We start from the raw sequence: 24,535 nt of genomic DNA on the forward strand, positions 1-24,535 counted from the left end.
CCCCAAGGACTTGTCATGACGCAGGCCTCACTGTTCCGCCGGATCACCGACTTCGCCAACCGCGCCGACCCGTACCCGCTCTACCAGGAGCTCCGCAGGACTCCGGTCCTGCACGAGGAGGAGGACGGCCCATACATCATCAGCTCGTACTGGGACATCGAGAACCTGCTCCACGATCCTCGGATCAGCTCCGACGCCGCCAACCTCGCGGCCGCCGGGGACGAGCTGGCCGAGGCACAGAGCACGGGACTCCCCCCGTCCTTCCTCCGGCTCGACCCTCCGGAGCACGACCGGCTGCGGCGGATCGCCAACAGCGCCTTCGGGCCGCCCCACAAGCCGCACCGGCTCGACTCCATGCGGGGTGAGCTGCACGAGATCGTCGACGGGCTGATCGACGGCTTCGGCGACGCGCGCGAGATCGACCTGGTGGACCAGTTCGCCTACCCGTTCCCGGTCACGGTCATCTGCCGGCTGCTGGGCGTGCCCCGCGAGGACGAGCCGCGCTTCCGCTCCTGGGTGGATCCGCTCGTCGCCAGCCTGGATCCCGAGACCCGCCAGAACGCGGACGAGGAGTTCCTGAAGGCGGCGCAGGAGGCGCGGATGGAGCTCGGCATGTACCTGGCCGGGCTAACCGAGCAGCGCACCAAGGACCCGCAGGACGACATGCTGTCCGACCTCGCGGACAGCCGCGGCCCGGAAGGCACCATGACGATGATGGAGGTGATGAGCACCGCGGTGCTGCTGCTGATCGCCGGTCACGAGACGACGGTCAACCTCATCACCAACGGCATGCTCACCCTGCTGCGCCACCCGGACATCCTGCGGCGGCTGCGGGAGGACCCGGGCCTCGCGGCCAACATCGTGGAGGAACTCCTCCGGTACGAGCCGCCGGTGCAGATCGTCCCGCAGCGCACCTGCATCGCCGACATCGAGGTGCGCGGGGTGACCATCCCCAAGGGCTCCCGCATCTGGCTGATGCTCGCCGCCGGCAACCGGGACCCGGAGCGGTTCAAGGACCCCGAGCGGTTCGACCCGGACCGCGGCGACATCCAGCACCTCGGTTTCGGCAGCGGCATCCACAGCTGTTTCGGTGCTCCGCTGGCCCGCATGGAGGCGCAGATCGCGCTGTCCGAACTGGCCCGGCGGCTGGACGATCCCCGACTGGTCGAGGATCCGCCGCCCTACCGGCCGAACGCCGTGCTGCGCGGCCCGCGCCACCTGCGGATCGCCTTCGGCGGCCTGCGCTGACCCGCGGGGCGCCGGGTCAGCCGGCGCGCTGGCGCAGCGCCGAACCCGATCTGCCCTTCACCACCTCGAGTTGGGCGTGGACACGGCGGCGCAGGTCGGCGACGTGGCTGACGATGCCCACACTGCGGTCGCGTTCGCGCAGCGTGTCCAGGACGTCCAGGACCTCGTCGAGACTCTGGTCGTCCAGGCTGCCGAAGCCCTCGTCGATGAAGAGCGTGTCCAGGCGGACGCCGCCCGCCTCGTCGGTGACGACGTCGGCGAGGCCGAGGGCGAGGGCGAGGGAGGCGAAGAAGGTCTCACCACCGGACAGCGTGGCGGTGTCACGCTCGCGGCCGGTCCACGCGTCGACGACATGCAGCCCGAGGCCGCTGCGGCCGCGTCCGGTGCGGTCGTCGGAGTGGACGAGCGTGTAGCGGCCGGCGGACATGCGGTGCAGCCGCACGGTGGCCGCGGCGGCGACCTGCTCCAGGCGGGCCGCCAGCACGTACGACTCCAGGCGCATCCGGCGTTCGTTGTCGGCCGAGGTGCCCGCGGTCAGCGCGGCCAGGCGGGCCACCCGGTCGTACTCCTCGCGCAGGGGCGCCAGCCGGCGCACCGCGTCGGCGGCGCGGGCCGAGAGCCGGTCCAGCTCGGTGCTGCGGCGGTCCGCGGCGTCCCGCGCGGAAGCCGCCTCACGCAGCCGCCGTGCCGCCTCGGCCGCCGTCCGCTCCGCCGCGTCCGGGTCCGCGGGGGCCTGTCGGGCCGCGCTCGCGGCGCCGGGCTCCGCGAGCGCGGCGCGTACCGCCGTCTCCTCGGACTGCCAGGCGTCCAGGCGGTGCTGGAGTTCGCGGTGGGCCGCGTCGTCCAGGAGGGCGGCGGCCGCCGCCCGCGGGGTGTCGAAGCCTGCGCGGAAGGCGGCGTCGGCGAGGCGGGCGTCGGCGTCCTTCAGCCGCTGGGCGGCGTCCTCGGCCGCACGGGCGGCGTCGGCGGCCTCGGTGAGCCGGGCCGTCCGCCGCTCCAGTTCCGCGGCCCGGGCGGCGACGCTGGACGCGGCCCCCCGCGCCCGGGTCAGCTCCTGCTCCAGTGCGGCCTGCTCGCGCTCCAGGGTCTCGCGCCGGGTCAGGCGTGCGGCGGTGCGTACGGCGGCGCGCTGGCGCTCGTCCAGGCGCCGCTCGCGCTCCTGCTCGGCCGCGCGCAGCTCCTCGTGGGCGGCGTGCAGGGCGGAGGCTTCCCGGCGGGCGCCCGCGCAGTCACGCTCGAGTGCGTCGGCCTCGGCGGCCAGCCGCTCGGTCGGGGTGTCACCGGCCTCGGCGGTGGCGGCGGCCAGCGCCTCGCGGACGGCGCCGAGGCGCCGCTCGTTCTCGGCGTGCCGTTCCTCGGCCCGCCGGCAGTCGGCGAGGGCGCGCTCCTCGGTCTCGCGGTCGACGTGCCCGGCGGTCCGGCCGGCCGGCGCGGGGTGCTCGGTGGCTCCGCAGACGGCGCAGGGCTCGCCGTCGGTGAGCTGCGCGGCCAGCTCGGCGGCGATGCCGTTGAGGCGCTGTTCCTTCAGGTCGAGCCAGTGTGCGCGGGCGTCCACGGCCCGCTGCCGCGAGGCCAGCGCCAGGTTCCGGGCCCGCTCCAGCTCCGAGGCGAGTTCGTCCCGGCTGCGTGCCGCGGCGAGGCGCCGCTGCGCGGGTTCGCGCCGGACGGCGAGCTGTTCGGCTCGGGTGGCCGCCTCCTGCGCGGATTCGACGCGGGACCGCAGGGCCGCGCGGGTGGTGTCCCAGTCGGCGAGCCAGGCCTCGGCCTCGCGCAGCACGTCCTCGTCGGCGCGCTCCTGCTGGTCGAGCCCGGCCCGCTCCTCGGCGGCCTCGGCGAGCCGGCGTTCGGCGCGCCGGGCCGACTCCAGGCCGCCGAGTTCCTCGGCGGCCCGGCGGGCGGCGGCCGCGAGGCCCGCGGGGCCGTCGCCCGCGTGGGGGCCGGGCAGGGCGACGCGTGCGCGTGCCTCGGCCCCGGCCGCGTCGCGGTGCTCGTCCTCGGCCGCGTTCCGCAGGTCGAGCGCGGGTGCCACCGTCTCGGCCTTGCGGGCCCGCGCCATCCGCTCCTGCGCCTCGCGGTGCGCTCCGGCCTCCGCCTCGAGGCGTTCCGCGCGCCGCCGGGCCTCGACGAACCGGCCCTGCAGCCGGGCGAGTTCGCGTGCCTCGTCCAGGGCCTGCCGGGCCGTGCCGTGGGCGGACTCGGCGGCGGAGAGGCCGCACTGGGCGACGGCGAGGCGCTCACGCGCGGTGCTGCGGGCCACGGCGGCGGCACCGAGCACGGCCTCGGCGAGCCCCGGCTCCCCGGGGCCCAGCTCGGGCAGCTCCATGGCGTCGCCCGCCTCCTGCTGCATGCGGTGGGCGTCGGCGAGCAGCGCGGCGTCGCCTTCGCGCACCCGGGCCTCGCTCGCGCGCCGGCGCTCGGCGAGCCGCTTCTCGACGTCGGAGAAGCGCCGGGTGTCGAAGAGGCGGCCGAGCAGCCGGCCACGGGCCTCGGCGTCGGCGCGCAGGAAACGCGCGAAGTCGCCCTGGGGCAGCAGGACCACCTGGCAGAACTGCTCGCGGCTCATGCCGAGGAGCTGGGTGATCTCCTCGCCGATCTCCTGGTGGGAGCGGCTGAGGTCCTTCCAGGTACCGGCCGGTGCGTCGTACTCGCGCAGCCACGTCTGGGCCTTGTCGACGGTCGTGCCGGTGCCGCGCAGCTTGCGCCGCTCCCACGGCGGCTGCCGGGTGATCTCCAGCCGCCGTCCGGCGACGGTGAGTTCGAGGCGGATCGTGGTGCGCGTGCCCGGTTCGGCGTGGTCGCTGCGCAGGTTCATGCCCTGGCCGGTCTGCCGGGCGCCGGGCACGGTGCCGTAGAGGGCGTAGCAGACGGCGTCCAGGACGGAGGTCTTGCCGGCGCCGGTGGGGCCGTGGAGCAGGAACAGCCCGGCGGCGGAGAGGGCGTCGAAGTCGACGCTCTGGGAGCCGCCGAAGGGCCCGAAGGCGGTGATGTCGAGCCGGTGCAGTCTCACCGGGCCACCTCCCGCACCGCGTCGTGGGCGCGCACCGCGTCGAAGGCGTCGCGGAGCACGGCCGCCTCCCGCTCGTCGGGGCCGGCGCCGCGCACGTGGGCGACGAAGTCCTCGGCGATCTCCTGGTCGCCGCGGCCGGCGAGTCGCCGGGCGTACGAGACGCGCGGGTCGTCGGCTTCCCGGTCCGGGGCGAAGACCAGGCTGAGGGTGTGCGGGAAGCGCTCGGTGAGGCGGGCCATGGGGTCGGCCGGGCGGACCGCGTCGGTGAGGGTGGCCTCGATCCAGGCGTCCTCGTGGGGGCTGAGGCCGGGGTCGGCGAGGAGGTCCTCCAGGGTGCCCCTGAGCCGGGCCAGCGGGCGCGGCACCGGGCAGTCGAGGCGCTCGGCGGTGACGGAGCCGTCGGCGGCCAGGTCGACGAGCCACATGCTCTTGCGGTGGTCGGCCTCGGAGAAGGAGTAGGCGAGCGGGGAGCCCGAGTAGCGGACCCGCTCGGTGAGGGTCTGGCAGCCGTGCAGGTGCCCGAGCGCCACGTAGTCGACGCCGTCGAAGACCCCGGCCGGCACGGCGGCCACCCCACCGACGGTGATGTCCCGTTCGCTGTCGCTGGCCAGTCCGCCGGTGACGAAGGCGTGCGCGAGGACGACGGAACGCGTGCCCCGCGCGCGGCCGGCGAGGTCGGCCCGGACCCGCTCCATGGCGGCGGCGAGCACGGCCTCGTGACCCGCCTTCTCGACCGCGAACTCCTCCTTCACGAGGGCGGGTTCGAGGTACGGCAGGCCGTAGAAGGCGACGTCCCCGTGGGTGTCGCGCAGCACCACCGGGGTGCCGGCGGCGGCCGGCTCGGTGCGCAGGTATATGCCGGCGCGGTCGATGAGTCCGGCGCCGACGCCGAGGCGGCGGGCCGAGTCGTGGTTGCCGGAGATCATCACCGTGGGCACCCCGAGCTCCGCGAGGCGGTGCAGGGCGTCGTCGAAGAGCTCGACGGCGGCGAGCGGTGGCACCGCGCGGTCGTACACGTCACCGGAGACGACCACCGCGTCCACCGCGCGCTCACGCACGGTGTCGACGAGGTGCCCGATGAACCCGGCCTGGGCGCCGAGCATGTTCACCCGGTGGAAGGCCCGGCCCAGGTGCCAGTCGGACGTGTGCAGGAGTCGCATGATCCCCGAGACTAACGGCCGGGTCCGACACCACGGATGGTTGCTCCCGTATCGGCCCGTCATGACCCCCTCCATCCACAGGGGTTATGCCCGATTGGCGAATTACTTCCGTTATCGGGGCGGTGAACGTCACGCGTCCCCGTAGGCCTCGCCGCCCACTTCGAGGGCGGCCGTGCCCGCCGTCGCGTCGGCCAGCCAGGCGCGGAAGGCCTCGACGTCGGCGTCCGGCAGACCGATCTCGATGGTGACCGCCTCGCCGTAGCGGACGTCCCGGACCTCGCGTCCGGTGGCGCGCAGGTCGTTGTGGACCCTGCCCGCGCGCTGGTGGTCCACGGTGACCGTGACGAGCCGGAACCGGCGCCGGGTGACCGTGCCGAGCGTGTCCAGGGCCTCGCCGACGGAGCCGCCGTAGGCCCGGATGAGGCCGCCGGCGCCGAGCTTGACGCCGCCGTAGTAGCGGGTGACGACGGCGACCACGTACCGCATGTCGCGGCGGAGCAGCATCTGCAGCATCGGCACGCCGGCCGTGCCACCCGGTTCGCCGTCGTCGCCGGCCTTCTGGACGGCCGCGTCCGCGCCGATGACGTACGCCCAGCAGTTGTGCGAGGCGTCGGCGTGCTCCTTGCGGACGGCCGCGAGGAACTCCTGGGCCTCCCGCTCGGTGGCCGCCGGCGCGAGGGCGCACAGGAAGCGGGAACGGTTGATCTCGATCTCGTGCACGCCCGCGCGGGCGACCGTGCGGTACTCGTCCTGCATCCGGCCAGCCTATGCGAGCACCGCTGTCGCCCTGTTCACGGTGCGGGCCGCACCCGCGGGCTACCGCTCCCCGCCCTTCCTCCCGCGCGGCACGGTGACCGACGTCAGCAGGGCCCCGCCCCGGACGAGGGCCGGCCAGCCGGTGCCGCGCCAGGCCAGGACGGCGAGCGCGGACGTCGGGAACTTCGCGCGCACCCGCTCCAGGGTGTCGTCGAGCCCGTCCCCGGCCAGTTCGAGGACCAGTTCCTCCAGTCCGGGGTTGTGCCCGACCAGCAGCAGCGTCTCGACCTCGCGCGGCGTCTCGCGCACGGCCTCCATCAGGTCCGGCACGGCGGCCCCGTACAGCCTCGGGTCGTAGCGGACCGGGGGCGGGGTGCCCCACTGCGCGGAGGCCAGCTCCCAGGTGCGGCGGGCGCGCACGGCGGTGGAGCACAGGGCGAGGTCGGGCAGGCAGTCGGCCTCGGCGAGCGCGCGGCCGACGGCCGGGGCGTCCCGCAGACCGCGTGCCGCCAGCGGACGCCGGTGGTCCGCGACCCCCTCCGGCCAGGCAGACTTGGCGTGCCGCAGCACGACCAGCCGCCGCAGCGGGCCCGCGCCCGCCCGCTCGATCATCCGAGGCTCCCGAGATCCCGCGGGAGGTCGAGTGCGAGCAGCCGGTCGGCGTACGCGTACGTCTCGAACCGTGCCCCGTCCGGGATGCCCCGGGCGCACTCCACGTCGCCCAGCACGCCCAGCACCCCGGGCAGGTCGAGGTCGTCCTCCCAGGCGGCCCGCAGCCGCCTTCGCACCTCCTCCGGCACCGGCCGCGAGGGCTGCCGCGCCCACCCCGCCACGGCCCGCCGCCACCGGGCGAGCGTGCGCGCCGCCTCACCCAGCCGTTCGGTGTCGAGCGCCGCGGGCGCGGCGCGCGGGACGGAGAGGAGCGCGAGCCGGAGGGCGCCGGAGTCCGCGCCGGCGGAGAGGAGGGCGCGCAGCGCCGCGTCGGCCGCCGGGGCACCGGGCGGCGCCGCCGCGGCCGGCCCCGGCGGCTCCCCCGTCCAGGTCACCGGAGCGACGGCCACCACGGTTCCCGAGCCCGGCGCCGTGTCCCGCTCCCCCGTCACGTGCAGGACCTGGGCCTCCCCCAGGCCGGAGGCGAGGTCACGGCCGTCCTCGAAGGGACGGACGGACAGGGTGGTGGCGGCCGCGCGGAGTTCGGCGAGCCGCCGGGGCGCGGTGAGGATGGTCCAGACGGGGGTGCCGCCGAGTTCCAGGGCGCGGACGAGGACATCGGCGGTGAGCAGGACCCGCAGGGCGGTCAGGTCCAGGCCGGAGGCGTAGGCCTCGATCCGGGTCAGGCCGCGGCGGGCGGGCGCGGCGGAGACGGACTCACCGGTTCGGGCGTCGAGGATGCGCAGCACGGCCCGAGCGTAGGCGCGGCGGCGGCCGGACGTGGGCACCTTGGGCCGATTCCGGCGCCGTGGCGGGGAACCGGGGGAATCAGCGCCCGGTGGGTGCTGTTGCCCCGACGACAGTTCCCCCGCAGCACGAGGAGGCGGCCGTGTACGGCGACGAGGCGACGATCCGCAGGATCCTGACCGAGGTGGGGGACACCTGGGCCGTGGTCGGCCTGTCCGCGAACCGGCGGCGGGCCGCCCACGGCGTGGCACGGGTGCTGCAGCGGTTCGGCAAGCGCGTCGTGCCGGTGCATCCGAAGGCGGAGACGGTGCACGGCGAGCCCGGCTACGCCTCGCTCGCGGAGATCCCCTTCGAGGTCGACGTGGTGGACGTGTTCGTCAACAGCGAGCTGGCCGGCGCGGTCGCCGACGAGGCGGTGGCGAAGGGCGCCAGAGCGGTGTGGTTCCAGCTCGGCGTCGTCGACGAGGAGGCCGGGGAGCGGGTCCGGGCCGCCGGGCTGGACATGGTGATGGACCGCTGCCCGGCGATCGAGATTCCCCGCCTGTAGGGGACTGCCTCAGCTTCTTCCCACCATGCGCCGCTGACCGGTCGGCGGCGGCGCTGCCCCGCCACCCGTGCACGGCGTCGGCCACCGGCGCCGTGCGCGCGGCCAGGCAGTCCGGGGCGGGAAGGGCGGTCTCGAAGTCTCCGACGGGTGCGCGCATGGCCGCACGCCGACAAGGCGCCCCGGCCGGCGGGCCGCCGTCTCAGAGGACGGGCGGCACCGAGACGGCCATCATCATCTCCATCGGCACGTCACCCCGGTTGCCGTACAGGTGCGGCACATTGGCCTCGAAGGAGGCGCTCGCGCCGGCCGGCACGCGGTACTCCTCGCCGTCCACGGTGAGCGTCAGCTCGCCCGCGGTGACATGGACCAGTTCGACGGTTCCGGCGGGGTGGGGCTCGGAGGGGCTGTTCTCGCCCGGCATCAGCCGCCAGTCCCAGATCTCCAGCGGCCCGGGGGCCTCGGTCCCGGCCAGCAGCCGGTTGTAGCTGCCGGCCTCGGTGTGCCACAGCCGTACGGCGCGCTCGGCGGGGACGATGCGGACCTTGGGGCCCCGCTCGTAGTCGAGGAGGGTGGTGACACTCACCCCGAGCGCGTCACCGATCTTGACGACGGTGCCGATGCTCGGGTTGGTGCGGGCCTGCTCGATCTGGATGAGCATCCCGCGGCTGACTCCGGCCCGGGCGGCGAGGACGTCCAGCGTGAAGCCGCGCACCGCGCGCCAGTGCCGCACGTTGCGGGCCAGGGACTGGGTCAGGAGTTCGAGGTCCGACACGATCCGTCCAATGTCCGGGGTTCAGCAAACTGTACCGAGCAGTATCCCCCGGCGACCGGTCGCCTCAGCCCTCGGCCTCCAGCACCTCGGCCTCCAGCCGTGCCAGCTCCGCGACCCCTTCCTCGTCCAGATCGGCCAGCGCCCGCCACTGCCCCGGGGTGATCCCCTCCGGCGGCGGCACCGGAGCCGGGGTCCGCAGCGGCGGCTGCCAGCCGTCCTCGGGCGTCCAGCGCCTCACGACCCGGGCGGGCGCCCCCGCCACGACGGCGTGGTCGGGCACCGTGCCGCGCACCACCGCGCCGGCCGCCACCACCACGTTCCGGCCGATCCTCGCTCCGGGCAGGATCACCGCGCCGGTTCCGATCCAGCAGCCCGGGCCGATCTCGACCGGCTCCATGCGCGGCCACTGCCTGCCGATGGGCTCGTGCGGGTCGTCGTAGGAGTGGTTGGTGGAGGTGACGTAGACGTACGGCCCGAAGTAGCAGTCGCTGCCGATGGTGACCGTCGTGTCGGCGATGACATGGCTGCCGCGGCCGAGGACGACCCCGTCGCCGATGCGCAGGATCGGGTCGGGACCGAGGTCGAGGTCCGGCATCAAGCCGGCGGTCAGCGTGACCTGCTCGGCGATGATGCAGTGCGAGCCGATGTGGATCCAGGGCTCGCCGAAGACGGTGCCCAGCGGGAAGGCCAGCCTGGTGACCGGTCCCAGCGAGCCGAAGCGGAACCTCCCGGGGTGCTCCGCGCTGACGGACCCCGCGCGCTGCGCCCACGCCCAGACCGCGTGGACGGCGCGCTGGGCGAGGCCCCGCCGCCGGGATGAGAACGTGTTCCTGCGCTTCGGCACGGGCTCACGTTACTCAGCGGGAGCCCGGGGCGAGGGCGTGGGCCGCTGTGATCTTTGCCCCAGTCCTGACGTAGCGTGCGCAGTACTACGGCGGACGAGGAGACGGTGATGACGCACAAGGCGCTGATCGTGGGCATCGCAGGGAAGGAACCGCAGGTCGACGCGGAGGCGTTCGTGGCGCCCACGGCCTCGGTGATCGGGGACGTCACGCTGCGCGCGGGGGCCAGCGTCTGGTACGGCGCCGTGGTGCGCGGGGACGTCGAGCGGATCACCGTGGGCGCCGACGCGAACGTGCAGGACAACGTCACCCTGCACGCCGACCCCGGCTTCCCGGTGACCGTCGGGGAGCGGGTCTCCATCGGGCACAACGCGGTGGTGCACGGAGCGACCGTGGAGGACGACTGCCTGGTCGGGATGGGGGCGACCGTGCTGAACGGGGCGGTGATCGGGGCGGGCTCCCTGGTGGCGGCCCAGGCCCTGGTCCCGCAGGGGATGGTCGTGCCGCCCGGGTCACTGGTGGCAGGAGTGCCCGCGAAGGTGCGGCGCGAACTGTCCGAGGAGGAGCGGCAGGGGGTCACCCTCAACGGCACGCTGTACGCGGAGCTGGCGAGGACCCATCGCGGGGTGCACGGGTAGGCGCCCGGGCGGGCTCACTCCCCGGCGGGCACCGGCTCCGGCTCCCGTGCCTGGGCCTTCCTGGCGCGGCGCTTGAGGACCAGCATCGAGGCCAGCCCGATCAGGACCGCCGCGGCCAGGCCCAGGTACGAGAAACGCTTGAGCCAGTCCTCGGCGACGACGCCCACGTAGTAGATGACGGCGGTGGTGCCGCCGGCCCAGCAGATGCCGCCGAGGACGTTGGCGATGAGGAACTTCCAGTACGGCATGTGGAGCACGCCGGCGAGCGGTCCGGCGAAGATGCGCAGCAGGGCGACGAAGCGGCCGAAGAACACGGCCCACATGCCCCACTTCTCGAAGGACCGCTCGGCGGTGGCGACATGGCCCTCGCCGAAGTGCCGCGGGAACTTCCTCCCCAGCCAGGCCAGCAGCGGGCGTCCGCCCTTGCGGCCGATCGCGTAGCCGATGGAGTCGCCGATGACGGCACCGGCGGTCGCGCACGCGCCGAGCACGACCGGGTTGATGCCCGTGTGCTGGGAGGACATCAGCGCGGCCGAGACCAGGACGATCTCGCCCGGAAGCGGGATCCCCAGGCTCTCCAGGCCGATCACCAGGGCCACCACGGCGTAGACGGCGGCAGCGGGCACCGTGTCGAGCCACTCCTGGACGTGCACCGCCGGTTCCTCCCGAGTCGCTGTCCCTGTCCGTACGCGGGGCGCGGCGTGCGCAACGCGCCCCAGGGGAAGGCTACCTGGTCGGCGTTGAACGGCGGCCCGCGCCCACGGGCCGCGGGGCACCGCCGCGCCCTCGCCCCGTCGCTTCCCGGCCACCTCGGTGTCACGCGGGAGGGAAAGGCTCCCCGAGGCTCCACCGGTCCGCCTCTTCCTGGCCCTCGCAGCTCCCCCGCCGGGCCCGATGCGGAAGGACGTCGTCCTCGTGTCCTCACCGTCCCCGTCCCCGCCGCTCCCCCCGCCCTCCCGCCCACCGCCGCGGCCTCCCGCGCGCCGCGCCTCCCCGCCGGCCGCCCGGCCCGTCCGGTGGGCCCTGTGCCTGTCCCCCGTACTGCTCGCCGGGTGCTGGGCGCTGGCCCATCGGCCGGTGGCGTCCGAGGGGGCCGCCCGGCTGGCCGCGGCCGACCCGGGGTGGCTGTCCGCCGGGGCCGGTCTCACCTGCCTCACCTGGGTGGCGGCCTCCTGCGTCCGGCAGGGCGCGCTCCCGGACCGGTTGCCGCCGGGGCTCCTGCTGGCCTCGCAGTTCGCCGCCGGTGCGGCGAACCACGTGCTGCCGGGCGGTCTCGGCGCGCACGCCGTGACGCTGCGCTTCCTGCGCGCCCGGGGCGTGCCCCTGGACCGCGCGACCGCGTCGATCGGCCTGTACTCGCTGGCGCGGTCCGTGGCGAGGACGCTGGTGATGCTGGCCTTCCTGGCGGCCTGCCCCGCTCGCCGCCGACTCGGTGAGCTGGTCCCGGACGGCCCGGTACCGGTACCCGCCGCCGCGGCCGCGGGCGGCGCGCTCGCCGTCGCCGGGGTGCTGCTGACAGTGGTGCGGCCGGTGCGGCGGCCGGTGGCGGGCCTGGTGCGCGCCGCCCTCACCGGCGTGCGGACCGTGCACGGCCGGCCCGGCCGGGTGTTCGCACTGTGGGGCGGGGCGGTGGCGATGCCGCTCGTCCAGGCCGGCGCGCTGGTCTGCGTCGGTACCTCGCTGGGGCTGGGGCTGCCCTGGGAGCAGGTGGCGCTCGCCCATCTCGCGGCGGGTACCGCCGCGGGGGCCGTGCCGGCGCCGGGGGGTCTGGCGGTGGACGCGGCCCTGGTCTGGACGCTCGTGTCGTTCGGCGCCGTGCCGGCGGTGGCCGCCGCGACCGTGATCGGTCACCGGGTGCTGAACGACTGGCTTCCGCTGCTGCCGGGCGCCCTGACCCTGTCGGCGCTCATCCGGGCCAAGGCGCTTTGAGCGCGGCGGCACCGCGCGAGCACGACGGTTCCGGGCGGTTCCCGTCCCCCGGCGCCCGCCCGGGCTTCGGTGGTTCCGCGCGCCTCGGGGTTCGGCCCGGCGGGACGGTCGGGCAGACCGCCGCGGGCGGTCCCGACCCGCCCTCCGGCCGCAGCGGCGGCCGAGGACGTGTCCGAGGGCTCGGCGGGTGGCCCGGTGCCGGTGGCGGTGGGGCTGTCCGGGCGGCCGGCGGGGGCGCCCAGGGTGGGCGCGGCGTGCGGGACAGCGTTGTCGTCGGGCCGCCCACGGCCACCAGGGCGGTGGCGAGCAGTCCCAGCGAGGCCAGGCCGACGCCGACCGCGAGCGTGGTGCGGGATCGCCCGCACTGCGGTGCGGCGCCGGGCCGGCGGGTCGCCGCCGGGTGCCCGGCGTGGCCCCGGGACCCCTCGTGGGCGGCCCGGCCGGGGCGGGAGTCGAGGTAGCGCCGGGCGCCCCAGCCGAGCACGCTCTCGGCGATCAGGACACCGGCTCCGCCCTCGAAGCGGCTCAGCTGTTCGGCGGCGTGCCGGCAGTGGGAGCAGCGGGTGAGATGCCGTCGCAGATCCGTGGGCGGAGCTCCGCCCACGGGAATGGGATCGTCCAGCAGGCGGCTGTAGAAACGGCATTCGGCCGAGGGCGCGAGTTCCCGGTGGGCGCGCAGGCAGCCCGCCCGGAATTCCACTCGGGCCCGTCGCAGTGCGATAGCGGCGGTGGCCGTGTCCATACCCAGCAGACCAGCGGGTATGTTTATGGATTCCGCCTCGACCTCGGTATGCCACAGAAGGCACTGTGAAGCCCCGGGAAGGGCGTGGAAAGCGCGTTCGGCCACTCGCCCCCTTTCGGGCGTGCCGGGCGGCGTCGCACGCAGTCCGCGGCCGCCGGCGGGCTTGCGCAGCTCCGGCAGGACCACGCACGCGGCCTCGTCGGCGGCCCAGGCGCGGACGGTGTCCCGGACGGCCGCGAGCAGCCGTGGGCGCAGCGCGCCCCCGGCTGCTCCGCTCGCCGGCCGCCCAAGGACCTGCTGGAAGGCCGCGGAGGCCACCAGCCGAGCCGACGAACCGGCGGCGGCCAGACAGACGGCGGCGTAGTCGAAGGTGGCCCGCCAGTGCCGCGCCAGCAACAGGGCGACGGCATCGTGCCGGCCGGCCGGGGGGCCGCCCAGCCGGGCGGCGAGGATGCGGTCGGACTCCCCCGGCGGGGAGCCGGGGCGGGACGGGAACGGCGGGTGTGGGGGGTGAGGGGACTGCACGGAACCCATTCCTTTCCAGCCGCGGGACGGCGGCCTACGGATTGGCGTCCTGTCGGAAAGCGGCGCCGCGTCGGTGCGCGCCCGAGGGGCCGGCCATGGGTCCACTCCGGCCTCAACCCCTCGGGGGAGGGCTCACCTTGGCACAATCACATCGCAGTGAACAAGGAGTTCGAATGGCCTCGGCGGCAACGTCCGGGAATTGAAGAATAGTTACCGAAGGTATCCACAGCCGTGCGCGAAGCCCGGGTCGGGCGACGGCCGACTTCCGCACGCCGAAGACCCGGTGACGAAATCTGCGACCGCCCGGCCGTGTACGGGACGGCCGTCCACAGCCGGTTCCGAAGTTCCTCCGGGCCCGCTCCCAACGTCCTGCCGCAGCATGGCCGCATGATCACCTCCCACCCCCCGGCCACATCCGCCTCCCCCCGTCCGGTGCGCAAGGCGGTCGTCCCGGCCGCCGGGCTCGGCACCCGCTTCCTGCCCGCCACCAAGGCGACGCCGAAGGAGATGCTGCCGGTGGTCGACAAGCCGGCCATCCAGTACGTCGTCGAGGAGGCCGCGGCGGCCGGGCTCGACGACGTACTGATGGTCACCGGCCGGCACAAGCGGGCCATCGAGGACCACTTCGACCACGCCCTGGAGCTGGAACAGGCCCTGGCCGCCAAGGGCGACACCGTGCGCCTGGACGCCGTCCGCGACCCGGCGCGGCTCGCCGACATCCACCACATCCGGCAGGGCGACCCGCTCGGTCTGGGGCACGCGGTGCTCTGCGCGCGTGCCCACGTCGGGGACCAGCCCTTCGCCGTCCTGCTCGGGGACGACCTGATCGACCCGCGCGAGTCCCTGCTCAGCCGGATGCTGGACGTCCGCGAACGGTACGCGGGCAGTGTGGTGGCGCTGATGGAGGTCGACCCGGCGCAGATCCACCTCTACGGCTGCGCGGCGGTCGAGGCGGCCGGTGAGGACGGCGTCGTGCGCGTCACCGACCTGGTCGAGAAGCCGTCGCGCGAGGAGGCGCCGAGCCGGTACGCGGTCATCGGCCGCTACGTCCTCGACCCGGCCGTCTTCGGGGTCCTGGAGCGCACCCGGCCCGGCCGCGGTGGCGAGATCCAGCTCACCGACGCCCTGCGGGAACTGGCGGCGGCCGGCACGGTGCACGCGGTCGTCTTCGACGGCGCGCGCTACGACACCGGCGACAAGTCCGACTACCTGCGTTCGGTGGTCCGCATGGCCTGTGCCCGCCCGGATCTCGGTCCCGGATTCCGTTCCTGGCTGCGCGAGTTCGTGGCGGCGCTGGAGGACGGCCCGGAGGCCGGGGCGGCCCGGGCGGACGGCCGGGAGCGCCGCCGCGCCGCCTGAGCCGGGGCGGGAGGAGCGGGGTTCGCACGGACCGGGCCGCGACCGGGGTCCTGGGCCCCTCCCCCGGAGCCCGCCTGCCAACTCCCGCGGCCCGCTCCGCGAACTCCCGCCCTGCGCCCGTCCGCGGAGCGGGCGGGCGCCGTCGGCCGGGCCCTGGCCGCGGGTCAGTCCTGCTGGTTGGGGCGCAGGGTCCACACGACCCGCATCTCGCCGGTCACCGCCCCGTCCGCGCGCCGGATCTCGATCGCCACCGGGAACTCGGGCCGCTTGCCCGCGTCCAGTTCGGCGACGACCTCGGCGGCCGGCCGGCCGAGGGTCGCCGTCGCCGTGACGGCGCCCATCGCCAGCTTCTTGTAGGCGATCTCGGCCCGGACGGCGAGCGGCACGGCGCGCGAGAGCTGGTCGCCGAACGCGGCCAGCACGATGGCGCCGCTGGCCGACTCCCCGAGCGTGAACATCGCGCCGGCGTGCGGGCCGCCCACGTGGTTGTGGAAGTCGCCCTGGTCCGGCAGGAACACCACGGCTCGCTCCGGAGAGGTCTCCCGGAACTCCAGGTTCAGGGTCCGGGCCATCGGCACGGTGGCGGCGAGCATCTCGCCGACGGTCATCTGGTCTGCGCTCATGCAGACATGTTACTCACGAGTAGCAGGGCTGACCAGTGCCGTGTTGATCACCGCTGTATCGTTGCGGCCCATGTGGCCAGGGGAACAGCCGCCCGGGGGCGGCCAGCAGCACAACCCGTACCACCAGCCGGGGTATCAGCAGCACCCGCAGGCGAACCCGTACGGGCAGCAGCCGCAGTGGGGACAGCCCGGGCCCACCGGAACACCACAGCCGCAGCCCCCGCAGGGCGGCGGCGGTGGCCGGACGAAACTCGTCGCGATCGCCGCGGCCACCGCCGTCGTCGTGGCGGCCGGCGTGACCGGATTCCTCCTGCTCGGCGGCGAGAAGGGGGACGAGGCCCGTCCCGGCCCGACCGCGTCCTCCGCGCCTCCCACGGCCTCCGCCTCCGCCTCCCCCTCCGGGGAGGACGACCCGCGCTCGGCCGGCAGCGCCGAGAAGCCGACCGTCGCCGGCTGGAAGGTCGTGGTGAACCCGGACACCGGCATCGCCTTCGACGTCCCCCCCGAGTGGCGGGTGCGGGCCAGGACCTGGGTCACCTACGTCACCGACGACTCGGACCCCGACGAGAAGGTGCTGGCCGGCATGAAGGCCCCCGCCGTGCTGAAGGAGAAGTGGTGCGGTTCGGACGACGACAAGGACGGCCGGACCGACTACGACCCGCTGGCCGACGTCGGCACACGCGGCGACAAGGACGCCACCGACACCGCGAGGATGGCCCGCCAGGAGTCCGCGAACTGGGTCTACGGCTGGTACACCCAGCCGGACCACAAGTCGGTGCGGACCGGACCGGTCACCTCGTACACCACCGCGTCCGGCGTCACGGGCAGCGTCGCCACCTCGCGCTCGTCCGGGGTGCCCAAGCACGGCAAGTGCGACTACGACGGCAAGGCGACCACGTTCGCCTTCAAGGACGCCGACGGCGCGTTCCTCGCGTGGTCCTTCGTCGGTGCCGCGGGTGTCTCGGAAGAGGTTCCGGACACGACCGTGCGCAAGATCATGGCCACGGTCCGGCTGTACAAGCCCTGAGGGCCGCCCGGCAGTCCCCGGTGGATCGGTGCACGGCGTCGGATGCGGGGAGTCGCGAGACGGGCGCGTTCTCGTCCTGAACGTGTCCGGGCGATCCGACGACCCGGGGGACCGTGGCCGTCGTCGTGCGCCCGCCGGGGATCGCGGGACCGCCCTCAGGTTCCACCGGCCGGCTCCGGGCCCGCTCCGGACGAGCGGCCCGGGGTGCCGCGGTTTCGGTACGCCCCTGACGAGGGCCGGTGACCGAATCGTTTCCGCGGGACCATTAGGGTTGCTGGCCATGTGGCCAGGAGAGCAGCCGCCCGGGGGCGCGCAGAACCCGCAGAACAACCCGTACCAGCAGCCGGGTTACCAGCAGCCGAATCCGTACCAGCAGCCCGGGTACCAGCAGTACCCGCAGGCGAACCCGTACGGGCAGCAGCCGCAGTGGGGACAGCCCGGGCCCACCGGAACACCACAGCCGCAGCCCCCGCAGGGTGGCGGCGGTAGCGGCGGCCGGACGAAACTGATCGCGATCGTCGCGGCCACCGCCGTCGTCGTCACTGCGGGCGTGACCGGCTACCTGGTCCTCGGGGGCTCGAAGGACGACGAGGCCGGCAACGGCAAGGGCACCGGGAAGACCGGCCACTCGCCGGCCCCCGAGCCCTCCGGGTCCTCGTCCGCGCCGGAGGACAACCCGCGCGGCGACGCCACCGAGAAGCCCACGGTCGCGGGGTGGAAGGTCGTCGTCAACCCGAAGTTCGGCACGGCGTTCGACGTCCCCGCGGACTGGGCGATCGACTCCACGGACGTCTCCATCTTCATGGAGGACCACGCCGACGACGACAAGCTGATCACCTCCGTGTCCGCTCCGGCCACGTACAAGTCGAAGTGGTGCACGACCGACAGCGACAAGGACGGCAAGCCCGAGGACTCCGCGCTGGCGGTGGCCGGCACCCGCGGCGAGAGCGGCGCGAAGAGCCCGGAGCAGGCCGCGGTCACCCGGGTGCCGTGGTACGTCTACGGCGGCTTCACGCAGCCGGACAAGAAGAGCATCACCTTCGACAAGAAGGCGACGCCGTACAAGACCGCGTCGGGGATCGAGGGCGCCTACGCGTGGGCCCGCTCCAGCAACAGCCCGCAGAAGGGCAAGTGCGCGAGCGACGGCAAGGCCCTGTCCTTCGCCTTCAAGAACTCGGCGGACGACATCGTCTCGTTCGACTTCTACGGCGCCAAGGGCGTGGACGACGAGATCGACACCAAGACGATCATGAAGATCCTCAGCACGGTACGGCTGCACGGCGACCCGACGGAGAGCTGAGCGGCCGGGCGCGGCGGCGGTGGAGGGCGGTTGATCCGGTTGGCGCACCGGGTGGCGAGCGGCGATGGTCACCCGGTGGACTCCACCGGCGACGCCACAGCCCGGCTGCGCGGATCCGCCTGGACCGGCCGCAACCACCCGCTGCTGACGAGCGCGGCCGTCGTGACCGCGGGCTCGGCGCGAACCGGTCGCTGATCGCGGCCGCGTTCGCGGTACTGGACGCGGGCGGGGACGGGGGCGACGTCGGTCTGGTGGCCGCGTCCCGGACCCTGCCGCTCGTGGTGTTCCTGCTCCTCGCCGGCGCGGTCGCCGACCGGCTGCCCCGGCACCGGGTGATGGTCGCCGCCAACTCGCTCAACTGCCTCTCCCAGGCTGCCTTCGCGGTGCTGGTACCGACCGGCTCACGGACCTCCGGCGGCGTGGGCGTGGAAGCCTCACACACACTCCGGCCCGAACCGATGCAGCGTGCACCCGCACCGACGCCCTGTGAACTGCCTCACTCAGCGCTGCCTGCTCAGCGCGCGAACCGCCTTGCCAGCGCGGTTCGTACGTGGTCCACACCGCTTGTTGGCCGGAAACGTCAGTAATCTGTCATTGCAGCCAGTACGGCGTTCGATACAGGCTGTGACTGTGTTGGAGCGACGTGTTGTTGTGGTGGTGTACACGGGCGCGATGGCCCTGGACGTCACCGGACCGATTGAAGTGTTCGATACCGCGAACCGGCTCCTGGGCCCCTCGGGCACGCCCTACCGGACCGACTTCGTGTCCGCCGACGCACCGCTGGTGCGCATGAGTTCGGGGGTGGTGGTCGGGGCATCGCCACTGGAAGCGGGGCAGGGCCCGATCGACACGCTTCTCGTGCCGGGCGGCTGGAGTGTCGGCAACGCGCTCCGGGACCAGGCGCTCGTGTCCTGGATCCGCGAGGCAGCGGCCCGGTCGCGCAGAGTCGCCTCTGTATGCGGCGGATCCTTCCTGCTGGCCGAGGCGGGCCTCCTCGACGGCAGACGTGCCACCACTCACTGGGCGTACAGCGAGGCGATGGCGTGCCGCTATCCGGATGTGACGGTGGACGCCGAGCCGATCTTCGTCTGGGACGGTCCCTTCGTGACCTCCGCGGGCGTGTCGACGGGCATCGACATGGCGCTGGCCCTGGTGGAGGCGGATCACGGATCGGCGCTCGCGCTGGAGGCGGCACGGTTTCTGGTGCTGTTCCTCAAGCGACACGGAGGGCAGTCCCAGTACAGCGCCGTCCTCGACGCCCAGTTGGCCGACCATCCGCCGATCCGGGCGGCACAGGAGTGGATTCTCGACAACCTGGACAACCCGCTGCCCGTGGCCGAGATCGCACGGCAGGCCAACATGAGTCAGCGCAACTTCGCCCGGGTCTTCCGGCGCGAGGTGGGCACGACACCCGGCCAGTACGTCGAGCGGACGCGTATCGCTCGCGCTCGCGAGCTGCTGGAGACGACGGACCTGACGATCGGCCAGATAGCCGGCCGCTGCGGCTTCGCCGCCACCGAGACGTTCTTCCGCTCCTTCGGACGAACCCTGGGACTGACCCCCAAGGAATACCGGCACCGCTTTCAGGTCATCTCGCCATCAGGCCTCATCGACCGGCACCACGAGAGGGAGGGAAGCCCCGTATGACCACCGCAACCTCGGAATTACGCGAGGCAGGAACGGTACGGGCGGTCGACTATCTGGCCGGAGAACTCGCCAGGGCCGGCGTCACCCACATGTTCGGCGTCGGCGGCGCGAACATCGAGGACCTTTATGACGCGGTGCATCGCGGCGGCGCCGTCCGCGGCGTCGTCGCCAAACACGAGTTCTCCGCCGTCACCATGGCCGACGGATACGCACGTGTCACCAGGCGCCTCGGCGTTGTTGCCGCCACCTCGGGCGGCGGGGCGATGAATCTCGTACCGGGCCTGGCGGAGGCGTACGCGTCCCGGGTGCCCGTGCTGGCCCTGGTGGGTCAGCCGCCGACCGGCCAGGAAGGGCACGGGGCGTTCCAGGACTCCAGCGGCAAGGCGGGCTCCTTCGACGCAAGGGAGGTCTTCGCGCCCGTCTCCCGGTTCTGTGCCCGGGTCGATGACGCTTCCTCGCTCACGGAGTTGCTGCCCCTGGCGATCGCGGCGGCGCAGGCCGATCCGCGCGGGCCGGCCGTGCTGTTGCTACCCAAGGACGTGCAGCAGGCGCGCGTCCAGGTGCCCGCTCGCGCCGTGGCCCCCACATCGGGCGCCCGCGCGACAACATCCACGGCGCGGCTCGACACAGCCGCCGTCGGCGCCGTGTCGGACGCCCTGCACGGGGCCGGTCGCGTCCTCGTCATCGCCGGTGAGGGCGTTGCCGCCGACGACGCGCGTGGGGAACTGGCCGAACTGGCCCAGCGCCTCGGGGCATGGGTAGCGGTCACCCCGGACGCCAAGGACGTCTTCGACAACCGTGACCCCCGATTCGCCGGCGTAGCCGGGGTGATGGGCCACGCCAACGTCGAAGACTGTCTGCGGCGGGCCGACCTGTGTCTGCTGGTCGGTACCCGACTGCCGCTCCTGGCACGCGGCGGCCTCGACCGGGCCCTGGCCGCCACCGACGTCGTCTGCCTCGGCCCCGAACCACCGTTCGTGGCAGGCATCGCACTGGGTGGCGATCTGCGCGACGCGCTGCGCGCGGTGACCGTGCGGCTGCCGCCGCACCCACGTCCTTGCCCGCCGCACTCCGGCCCCCTTCCCTCGCCCATGCCGGGTCCGCTCTTCCGGGACCGGGAACGGACCGTCCCCCACGACCAGGCGGTCGCCGCGGTGGAGGCGGCACTCCCCCAGGACGCACACGTCTTCGTGGACGCCGGCAACACGGGCGCCAGCGCGATCCACCTCCTCCCGGCACCGCGCCACGGCCGCTTCGTGGTGGCGCTCGGCATGGGTGGCATGGGCTACACCTTCGGTGCCGGCATCGGCGCCGCGCTCGCCACCGGTCGGCGCACCTACGTCCTCGCCGGCGACGGGGCCTTCTTCATGCACGGGATGGAGGTGCACACCGCCGTGGAGTACGACGCACCCGTCACGTTCGTGATCTTCAACAACAACGCCCACGCCATGTGCGCGCTGCGCGAGGAGTTCCTCCAGGGCGGCGTCCGCAGCGACGACCTGTTCGCCCCGACCGATATAGCCGCCGGAGTGGCCGCCGCCTTCCCGTCGTTGGAGGCCACGGGAGCCGGCGACGCGGCACAACTGCGCACGGCACTGATGCAGAGCAACGCGGGCGGCGGCCCGGCCTTCGTCGCGGTGTCCTGCGATCCATGGGAGATCCCGCCGTTCCTTCCCTTCCAGTCCTTCACCGAAGCCACCAAGAGCAAGGAGGGTTCAGATGAGCGAGGAATCGTCCACGTTGGCTGACATCCCCGGTCTGATCCGGATCGAGAACGCCGACAAGCAGGAACTGACCGCCCACTGCATGGAGCTCACCCACGCGGTCTACCCCCACCACCAGGTCTACGGGCAGTACTGCACCATCCACGAGTACGTCGACTGCCCTCCGGAGCAGGCCTACGACTACCTGCGCCAGGGGCACCATCTGGAGGAATGGACCTGCAGCCTGCGGGATTTCGCGCCCAGCGGCACCCCGGGACTGTGGGTCGGTCACGACCGGCTGGAGGACGACACCAGGATCTACTGCGAGGTGGTCGCCAACCCCGAGGCCATGACCGTGGACTACCACTGCTCGTGGGACCAGGGCGAGAAGCTGTGGATGATCTACCTGATGCGTGTCGTCCCGGCCCGCCTGGTGCTCGACAAGCCCGGTTCGGTGATCACGTGGACCAACTGCCGGCACCCCTACTACGACACCAACCCGCATCCCGGGAAGGCGCCGCGCCCGGACCGGCCCTGGGTGGGAGACTACTGGGACCTCTTCTATGCGGGGCACACCTTGGAGATGAACAATCTCAAGGCGATCCTGGAACACCGCCACCGGAGCGGCCTGCCCGTCAGCGTGACTCCGGCCAGGACGGTGGCGCGATGACGACGGTCAGCCTCACCGACGTAGCGAGCTATCTTCCCGGCGAGCCGGTCCCCGCGGGGTTCTACACCGAGTACCCCGGAGCCGAGGACAAGCTCCGCAACCACCCCATGTTCAAGGTCCCGCCGTCACGGCACCATGTGGCCGCGGACGAGACGAACGCGGACATGATCGAACGGGCCGTACAACCCCTGATCGAGCGGCACGGCGGGGCGGAGATCCGAGCCGTCGACGTGCTTTTGGTGCACAGCCAGTTGCCGGACCTGCCGTTCGTGGGCGCCGGAACCGAGGTGGCGCGTCGGCTGGGCCTGAACCCGGAGTGGCTTGTCGACGTGGCCAACGCGGGCTGCGCGTCCTTTGTGTACATGGTGAAGATGGCTCGGCAGATCCTCACCACCACCGACGCGAAGACCGCGCTGATCTGCAACGCGCAAAGCGCCGCGGGGCAATGGTTCACCCAGTCCGAGGTGCGCAAACTCGCCCAGGCCGCGATCCCGGGCGACGGGTGCGGTGTGGCGTTCGTGACGACGTCGGCACAGTCACCGGTTCTCGACGTGGAGACCCGGCACATCGGCGAGTACGCCGGCGACATGACCGTGGCGGTCGAGGACGGGCGCAAGTACTGGGAGCCGGGAGAGTCCCAACTGCGGATCGGGTTCACCGACGCAAGCGTCGCCAAGGTCCTGGCACGCGGGAACCGCCTCGTACCCGAGGTGGTCATGGACCTGTGTCAGCGGCTCGGCGTGGCGAGCGCCGACATCGACGTCCTCATCACCAACCAGCCCAACCGTACGTTCCTGCGGAACTGGCGCGAGGCGCTGCAACTGCCGGCCGAACGGCACCTGAACACCTTCGACGAGTACGGGAATCTGTTCGGCGCGGCCATCCCGATCACCTTGGACCGCGCGATCGGCTCCCGACAGGTGGCGGACGGCGACCTCATGGTGCTCGGGGGCTTCGCCCACGCGGGCGACTTCGCCGGTGCCGTCGCCGTTCGCTGGCACGGCGGACGGGACTGAGTCATGCACCCGCACCGCGCTGCGCAGTGCGCGACGGACGGCCACGGCGTACGTGGTCGAGCCGTCGCGGCACACGACCTCGACGCCCGGATGCTCGAGCGGCCACGCCTCCAACGTGTCGGCGGTCCGGTCGGCCAGCACATCGATCCGCTCAGGGGTCTCAGCGTCGATCACCGCGGTGGCACAGCGGTCGCCGGTGCAGGGCGAGATCGTCGACACCGATCACGCGAGGTACCCGCCCGGTGGGCAGCGGGATGCGCAACAGTCAACGACCCCTCATCACCGTTCGTCCCCACCGAATGTGAGACAGGGCCACTCGCTGGACACACCCCCTCCAGGCAGCGGGATAGGGACGAGACATGGCCAAGCCGCTGAGGACCGTGGAGGTGGGAGGTGCGACGCCAGTGGTCACTTCCGTTGAGGTGCAGCGCGCTGCACCAGGAGATCCCCGAGGACGGGCTGTCGCGGGTGGCGGCGTAGTTCGGCTCGGTGTCCCTGATGCCGCTCGCCACCGCGCCGGCCGGCCCCGCGGAGGCCGTCTTCGGCCGGACGGCGTCGCTGTGGGGATGCGCGGGCCTGGTCGTCGCGGTCACCGGCCTGGTCCTGCCGGTCCCCGAGGTGCGCACGCTGACCCGGCGCACCACGCGGACGACGCTGCCCCGGCCTTCCTCAGCCGATGCCGAAAGCCCCGTCGGGGGGCTCGGGTGAGGCGACGGCCTCGGCGTCCTGGACCGGGCGCGCGTCACCGGTGAAGTTCCGCAGCCCGGCGCCGTGTTCCACGCGGGCCGGGAAGGCGTCGGCGGCGGCCCGCCGGGCCAGGCCGGCCGTGTCGAAGGGTCGGTGCGAGGCCACGAGGACCGCGTTGCCGAACCTCCGCCCGCGCAGCACACCCGGCTCGGCGACCAACGCGAGCTGCTCGAACACGGCCGCGAACGTGGCCAGTTGGGAGCGCAGGAATGCGAACGGCGCGCCGTCGGCCAGGTTGGCCAGATAGACCCCGCCGGCCCGCAGCACCCGCTCGGTCTGCCGCGCGTAGGCGAGCGACGTCAGGTGGGCCGGGACCCGGCAGCCGCCGAAGACGTCGGCGACGATCACGTCGGCCGAGTCGGACGGCGCCGCCTCGAGCCAGGCCCGCGCGTCGGCGGCGTGCGGCACGACCCCCGAGCCCGCGGGCAGCGGCAGCCGCTCGACGACCAGTTCCAGCAGCGCCCGGTCGGCCTCGACGACCTGCTGCCGGGAGCCGGGACGGGTGGCGGCGAGGTAGCGGGGCAGCGTGAGCGCCCCGCCGCCGAGGTGCACCACGTCCAGCGGGCGCCCGGGCCCGTCCACCAGGTCGAGGGCGAACCCGAGCCGCCGCGCGTACTCGAACTCCAGGTGGCCGGGCTCGTCGAGGTCGACGTACGACTGCGGCGCCCCGTCCACGGTCAGCAGCCAGGCCCGCTCCCGGTCGACGTCGGGCATCAGCTTGGCGGTGCCGTGATCGACGGCCCGGGTCACGGGTATGGCTTCACTCACACCACCATTGTCACCGGGCCGGGGCGCCCCCGGGCGCGCGGGGCCGCGGCGCCCCCCGCCCCCCGCCGCCCCCCCGCCCGGGGCCCCCCCCCCCCCGCCCCAACCGGCCGA

At 73.9% G+C, this 24,535-nt stretch carries 22 protein-coding genes and 3 pseudogenes; 13 read left to right on the plus strand and 12 right to left on the minus strand.

Going from position 1 to position 24,535, the window contains the following annotated elements:
- Window positions 1-15 precede the first annotated feature (15 nt).
- Window positions 16-1,248: a cytochrome P450 gene (locus MXD57_RS05950; protein ID WP_250400226.1), complete on the plus strand. Its 1,233-nt coding sequence runs from the start codon at window positions 16-18 to the stop codon at window positions 1,246-1,248.
- A gap of 16 nt (window positions 1,249-1,264) precedes the next feature.
- Here MXD57_RS05950 and MXD57_RS05955 read toward each other — a convergent pair whose 3' ends face one another.
- The 5 genes from MXD57_RS05955 to MXD57_RS05975 form a co-directional block, all read right to left on the minus strand.
- Window positions 1,265-4,255 carry an AAA family ATPase gene (locus tag MXD57_RS05955; protein ID WP_250400227.1) on the minus strand — a complete coding sequence of 997 codons (2,991 nt, stop codon included), beginning with the start codon at window positions 4,253-4,255 and terminating at the stop codon, window positions 1,265-1,267.
- Complete coding sequence (locus tag MXD57_RS05960) at window positions 4,252-5,415, minus strand: exonuclease SbcCD subunit D (RefSeq protein ID WP_250400228.1); 1,164 nt, start codon at window positions 5,413-5,415, stop codon at window positions 4,252-4,254. The genes MXD57_RS05955 and MXD57_RS05960 overlap by 4 nt, the downstream gene beginning before the upstream one ends.
- Window positions 5,416-5,544: 129 nt before the next feature.
- Complete coding sequence (locus MXD57_RS05965) at window positions 5,545-6,171, minus strand: YigZ family protein (protein ID WP_250400229.1); 627 nt, start codon at window positions 6,169-6,171, stop codon at window positions 5,545-5,547.
- A gap of 60 nt (window positions 6,172-6,231) precedes the next feature.
- Window positions 6,232-6,783 carry a SixA phosphatase family protein gene (locus tag MXD57_RS05970; protein ID WP_250400230.1) on the minus strand — a complete coding sequence of 184 codons (552 nt, stop codon included), beginning with the start codon at window positions 6,781-6,783 and terminating at the stop codon, window positions 6,232-6,234.
- Entirely contained in the window at window positions 6,780-7,571 is a 792-nt protein-coding gene (locus tag MXD57_RS05975; RefSeq protein ID WP_250400231.1) for a hypothetical protein, read from the minus strand. The genes MXD57_RS05970 and MXD57_RS05975 overlap by 4 nt, the downstream gene beginning before the upstream one ends.
- 140 nt (window positions 7,572-7,711) lie before the next feature.
- Between MXD57_RS05975 and MXD57_RS05980 the strand changes: the two genes are divergently transcribed.
- Entirely contained in the window at window positions 7,712-8,116 is a 405-nt protein-coding gene (locus tag MXD57_RS05980; RefSeq protein WP_250400254.1) for a CoA-binding protein, read from the plus strand.
- Window positions 8,117-8,315: 199 nt separating this feature from the next.
- Here MXD57_RS05980 and MXD57_RS05985 read toward each other — a convergent pair whose 3' ends face one another.
- Window positions 8,316-8,888 (minus strand): helix-turn-helix domain-containing protein, encoded by a 573-nt coding sequence (locus tag MXD57_RS05985; RefSeq protein ID WP_250400232.1) that lies wholly within the window; start codon window positions 8,886-8,888, stop codon window positions 8,316-8,318.
- Between the two features lie 64 nt (window positions 8,889-8,952).
- Window positions 8,953-9,732, minus strand: a complete 780-nt coding sequence (locus MXD57_RS05990; RefSeq protein WP_250400233.1) for an acyltransferase — start codon at window positions 9,730-9,732, stop codon at window positions 8,953-8,955.
- A gap of 108 nt (window positions 9,733-9,840) precedes the next feature.
- Here MXD57_RS05990 and MXD57_RS05995 point away from each other — a divergent pair, with 108 nt between their 5' ends.
- Entirely contained in the window at window positions 9,841-10,368 is a 528-nt protein-coding gene (locus MXD57_RS05995) for a gamma carbonic anhydrase family protein (protein WP_250400234.1), read from the plus strand.
- A gap of 14 nt (window positions 10,369-10,382) precedes the next feature.
- Here the strand turns inward: MXD57_RS05995 and MXD57_RS06000 are convergent, their stop codons facing one another.
- Window positions 10,383-11,021 carry a DedA family protein gene (locus MXD57_RS06000; protein ID WP_250400235.1) on the minus strand — a complete coding sequence of 213 codons (639 nt, stop codon included), beginning with the start codon at window positions 11,019-11,021 and terminating at the stop codon, window positions 10,383-10,385.
- Between the two features lie 424 nt (window positions 11,022-11,445).
- Here MXD57_RS06000 and MXD57_RS06005 point away from each other — a divergent pair, with 424 nt between their 5' ends.
- Window positions 11,446-12,297 carry a lysylphosphatidylglycerol synthase transmembrane domain-containing protein gene (locus tag MXD57_RS06005; RefSeq protein WP_374114657.1) on the plus strand — a complete coding sequence of 284 codons (852 nt, stop codon included), beginning with the start codon at window positions 11,446-11,448 and terminating at the stop codon, window positions 12,295-12,297.
- On the opposite strand, the gene MXD57_RS06010 is transcribed toward MXD57_RS06005, so the two are convergent.
- Window positions 12,275-13,564, minus strand: a complete 1,290-nt coding sequence (locus MXD57_RS06010; RefSeq protein WP_250400237.1) for a hydrolase — start codon at window positions 13,562-13,564, stop codon at window positions 12,275-12,277. The genes MXD57_RS06005 and MXD57_RS06010 overlap by 23 nt on opposite strands.
- Before the next feature lie 387 nt (window positions 13,565-13,951).
- Here MXD57_RS06010 and galU point away from each other — a divergent pair, with 387 nt between their 5' ends.
- Window positions 13,952-14,923, plus strand: a complete 972-nt coding sequence (galU, locus tag MXD57_RS06015; RefSeq protein ID WP_250400238.1) for a UTP--glucose-1-phosphate uridylyltransferase GalU — start codon at window positions 13,952-13,954, stop codon at window positions 14,921-14,923.
- A gap of 164 nt (window positions 14,924-15,087) precedes the next feature.
- Here galU and MXD57_RS06020 read toward each other — a convergent pair whose 3' ends face one another.
- Window positions 15,088-15,546, minus strand: coding sequence for a DUF4442 domain-containing protein (locus tag MXD57_RS06020; protein ID WP_250400239.1), 459 nt, complete (start codon window positions 15,544-15,546; stop codon window positions 15,088-15,090).
- 70 nt (window positions 15,547-15,616) lie between these two features.
- Between MXD57_RS06020 and MXD57_RS06025 the strand changes: the two genes are divergently transcribed.
- From MXD57_RS06025 to MXD57_RS06055, 7 genes and pseudogenes are all read left to right on the plus strand, one after another.
- Window positions 15,617-16,573, plus strand: a complete 957-nt coding sequence (locus tag MXD57_RS06025; protein ID WP_250400240.1) for a hypothetical protein — start codon at window positions 15,617-15,619, stop codon at window positions 16,571-16,573.
- A 280-nt stretch (window positions 16,574-16,853) separates the two neighbouring features.
- Window positions 16,854-17,873 carry a hypothetical protein gene (locus tag MXD57_RS06030; RefSeq protein ID WP_250400241.1) on the plus strand — a complete coding sequence of 340 codons (1,020 nt, stop codon included), beginning with the start codon at window positions 16,854-16,856 and terminating at the stop codon, window positions 17,871-17,873.
- 75 nt (window positions 17,874-17,948) lie between these two features.
- Window positions 17,949-18,274, plus strand: a pseudogene (locus MXD57_RS06035) (MFS transporter); the annotation flags it as partial.
- Window positions 18,275-18,503: 229 nt separating this feature from the next.
- Window positions 18,504-19,520: a GlxA family transcriptional regulator gene (locus tag MXD57_RS06040; protein ID WP_441350701.1), complete on the plus strand. Its 1,017-nt coding sequence runs from the start codon at window positions 18,504-18,506 to the stop codon at window positions 19,518-19,520.
- Window positions 19,517-21,268 carry a thiamine pyrophosphate-binding protein gene (locus MXD57_RS06045; RefSeq protein ID WP_250400243.1) on the plus strand — a complete coding sequence of 584 codons (1,752 nt, stop codon included), beginning with the start codon at window positions 19,517-19,519 and terminating at the stop codon, window positions 21,266-21,268. Before MXD57_RS06040 ends, MXD57_RS06045 begins: the two co-directional genes overlap by 4 nt.
- Window positions 21,240-21,893 (plus strand): SRPBCC family protein, encoded by a 654-nt coding sequence (locus MXD57_RS06050; protein ID WP_250400244.1) that lies wholly within the window; start codon window positions 21,240-21,242, stop codon window positions 21,891-21,893. Before MXD57_RS06045 ends, MXD57_RS06050 begins: the two co-directional genes overlap by 29 nt.
- Window positions 21,890-22,909 carry a 3-oxoacyl-ACP synthase III family protein gene (locus MXD57_RS06055; RefSeq protein ID WP_250400245.1) on the plus strand — a complete coding sequence of 340 codons (1,020 nt, stop codon included), beginning with the start codon at window positions 21,890-21,892 and terminating at the stop codon, window positions 22,907-22,909. The genes MXD57_RS06050 and MXD57_RS06055 overlap by 4 nt, the downstream gene beginning before the upstream one ends.
- Here the strand turns inward: MXD57_RS06055 and MXD57_RS06060 are convergent.
- Window positions 22,910-23,174: pseudogene (locus MXD57_RS06060) on the minus strand (transposase); the annotation flags it as partial.
- 161 nt (window positions 23,175-23,335) lie between these two features.
- Between MXD57_RS06060 and MXD57_RS06065 the strand changes: the two are divergent.
- Window positions 23,336-23,617, plus strand: a pseudogene (locus MXD57_RS06065) (MFS transporter); the annotation flags it as partial.
- On the opposite strand, the gene MXD57_RS06070 reads toward MXD57_RS06065, so the two are convergent.
- Entirely contained in the window at window positions 23,579-24,424 is an 846-nt protein-coding gene (locus tag MXD57_RS06070; protein WP_250400246.1) for a spermidine synthase, read from the minus strand. The pseudogene MXD57_RS06065 and the gene MXD57_RS06070 sit on opposite strands and share 39 nt — an antisense overlap.
- Window positions 24,425-24,535 lie beyond the last annotated feature (111 nt).

Origin of the sequence: Streptomyces cellostaticus, assembly GCF_023630175.1 — a bacterium.
Lineage (GTDB): Bacteria > Actinomycetota > Actinomycetes > Streptomycetales > Streptomycetaceae > Streptomyces > Streptomyces cellostaticus_A.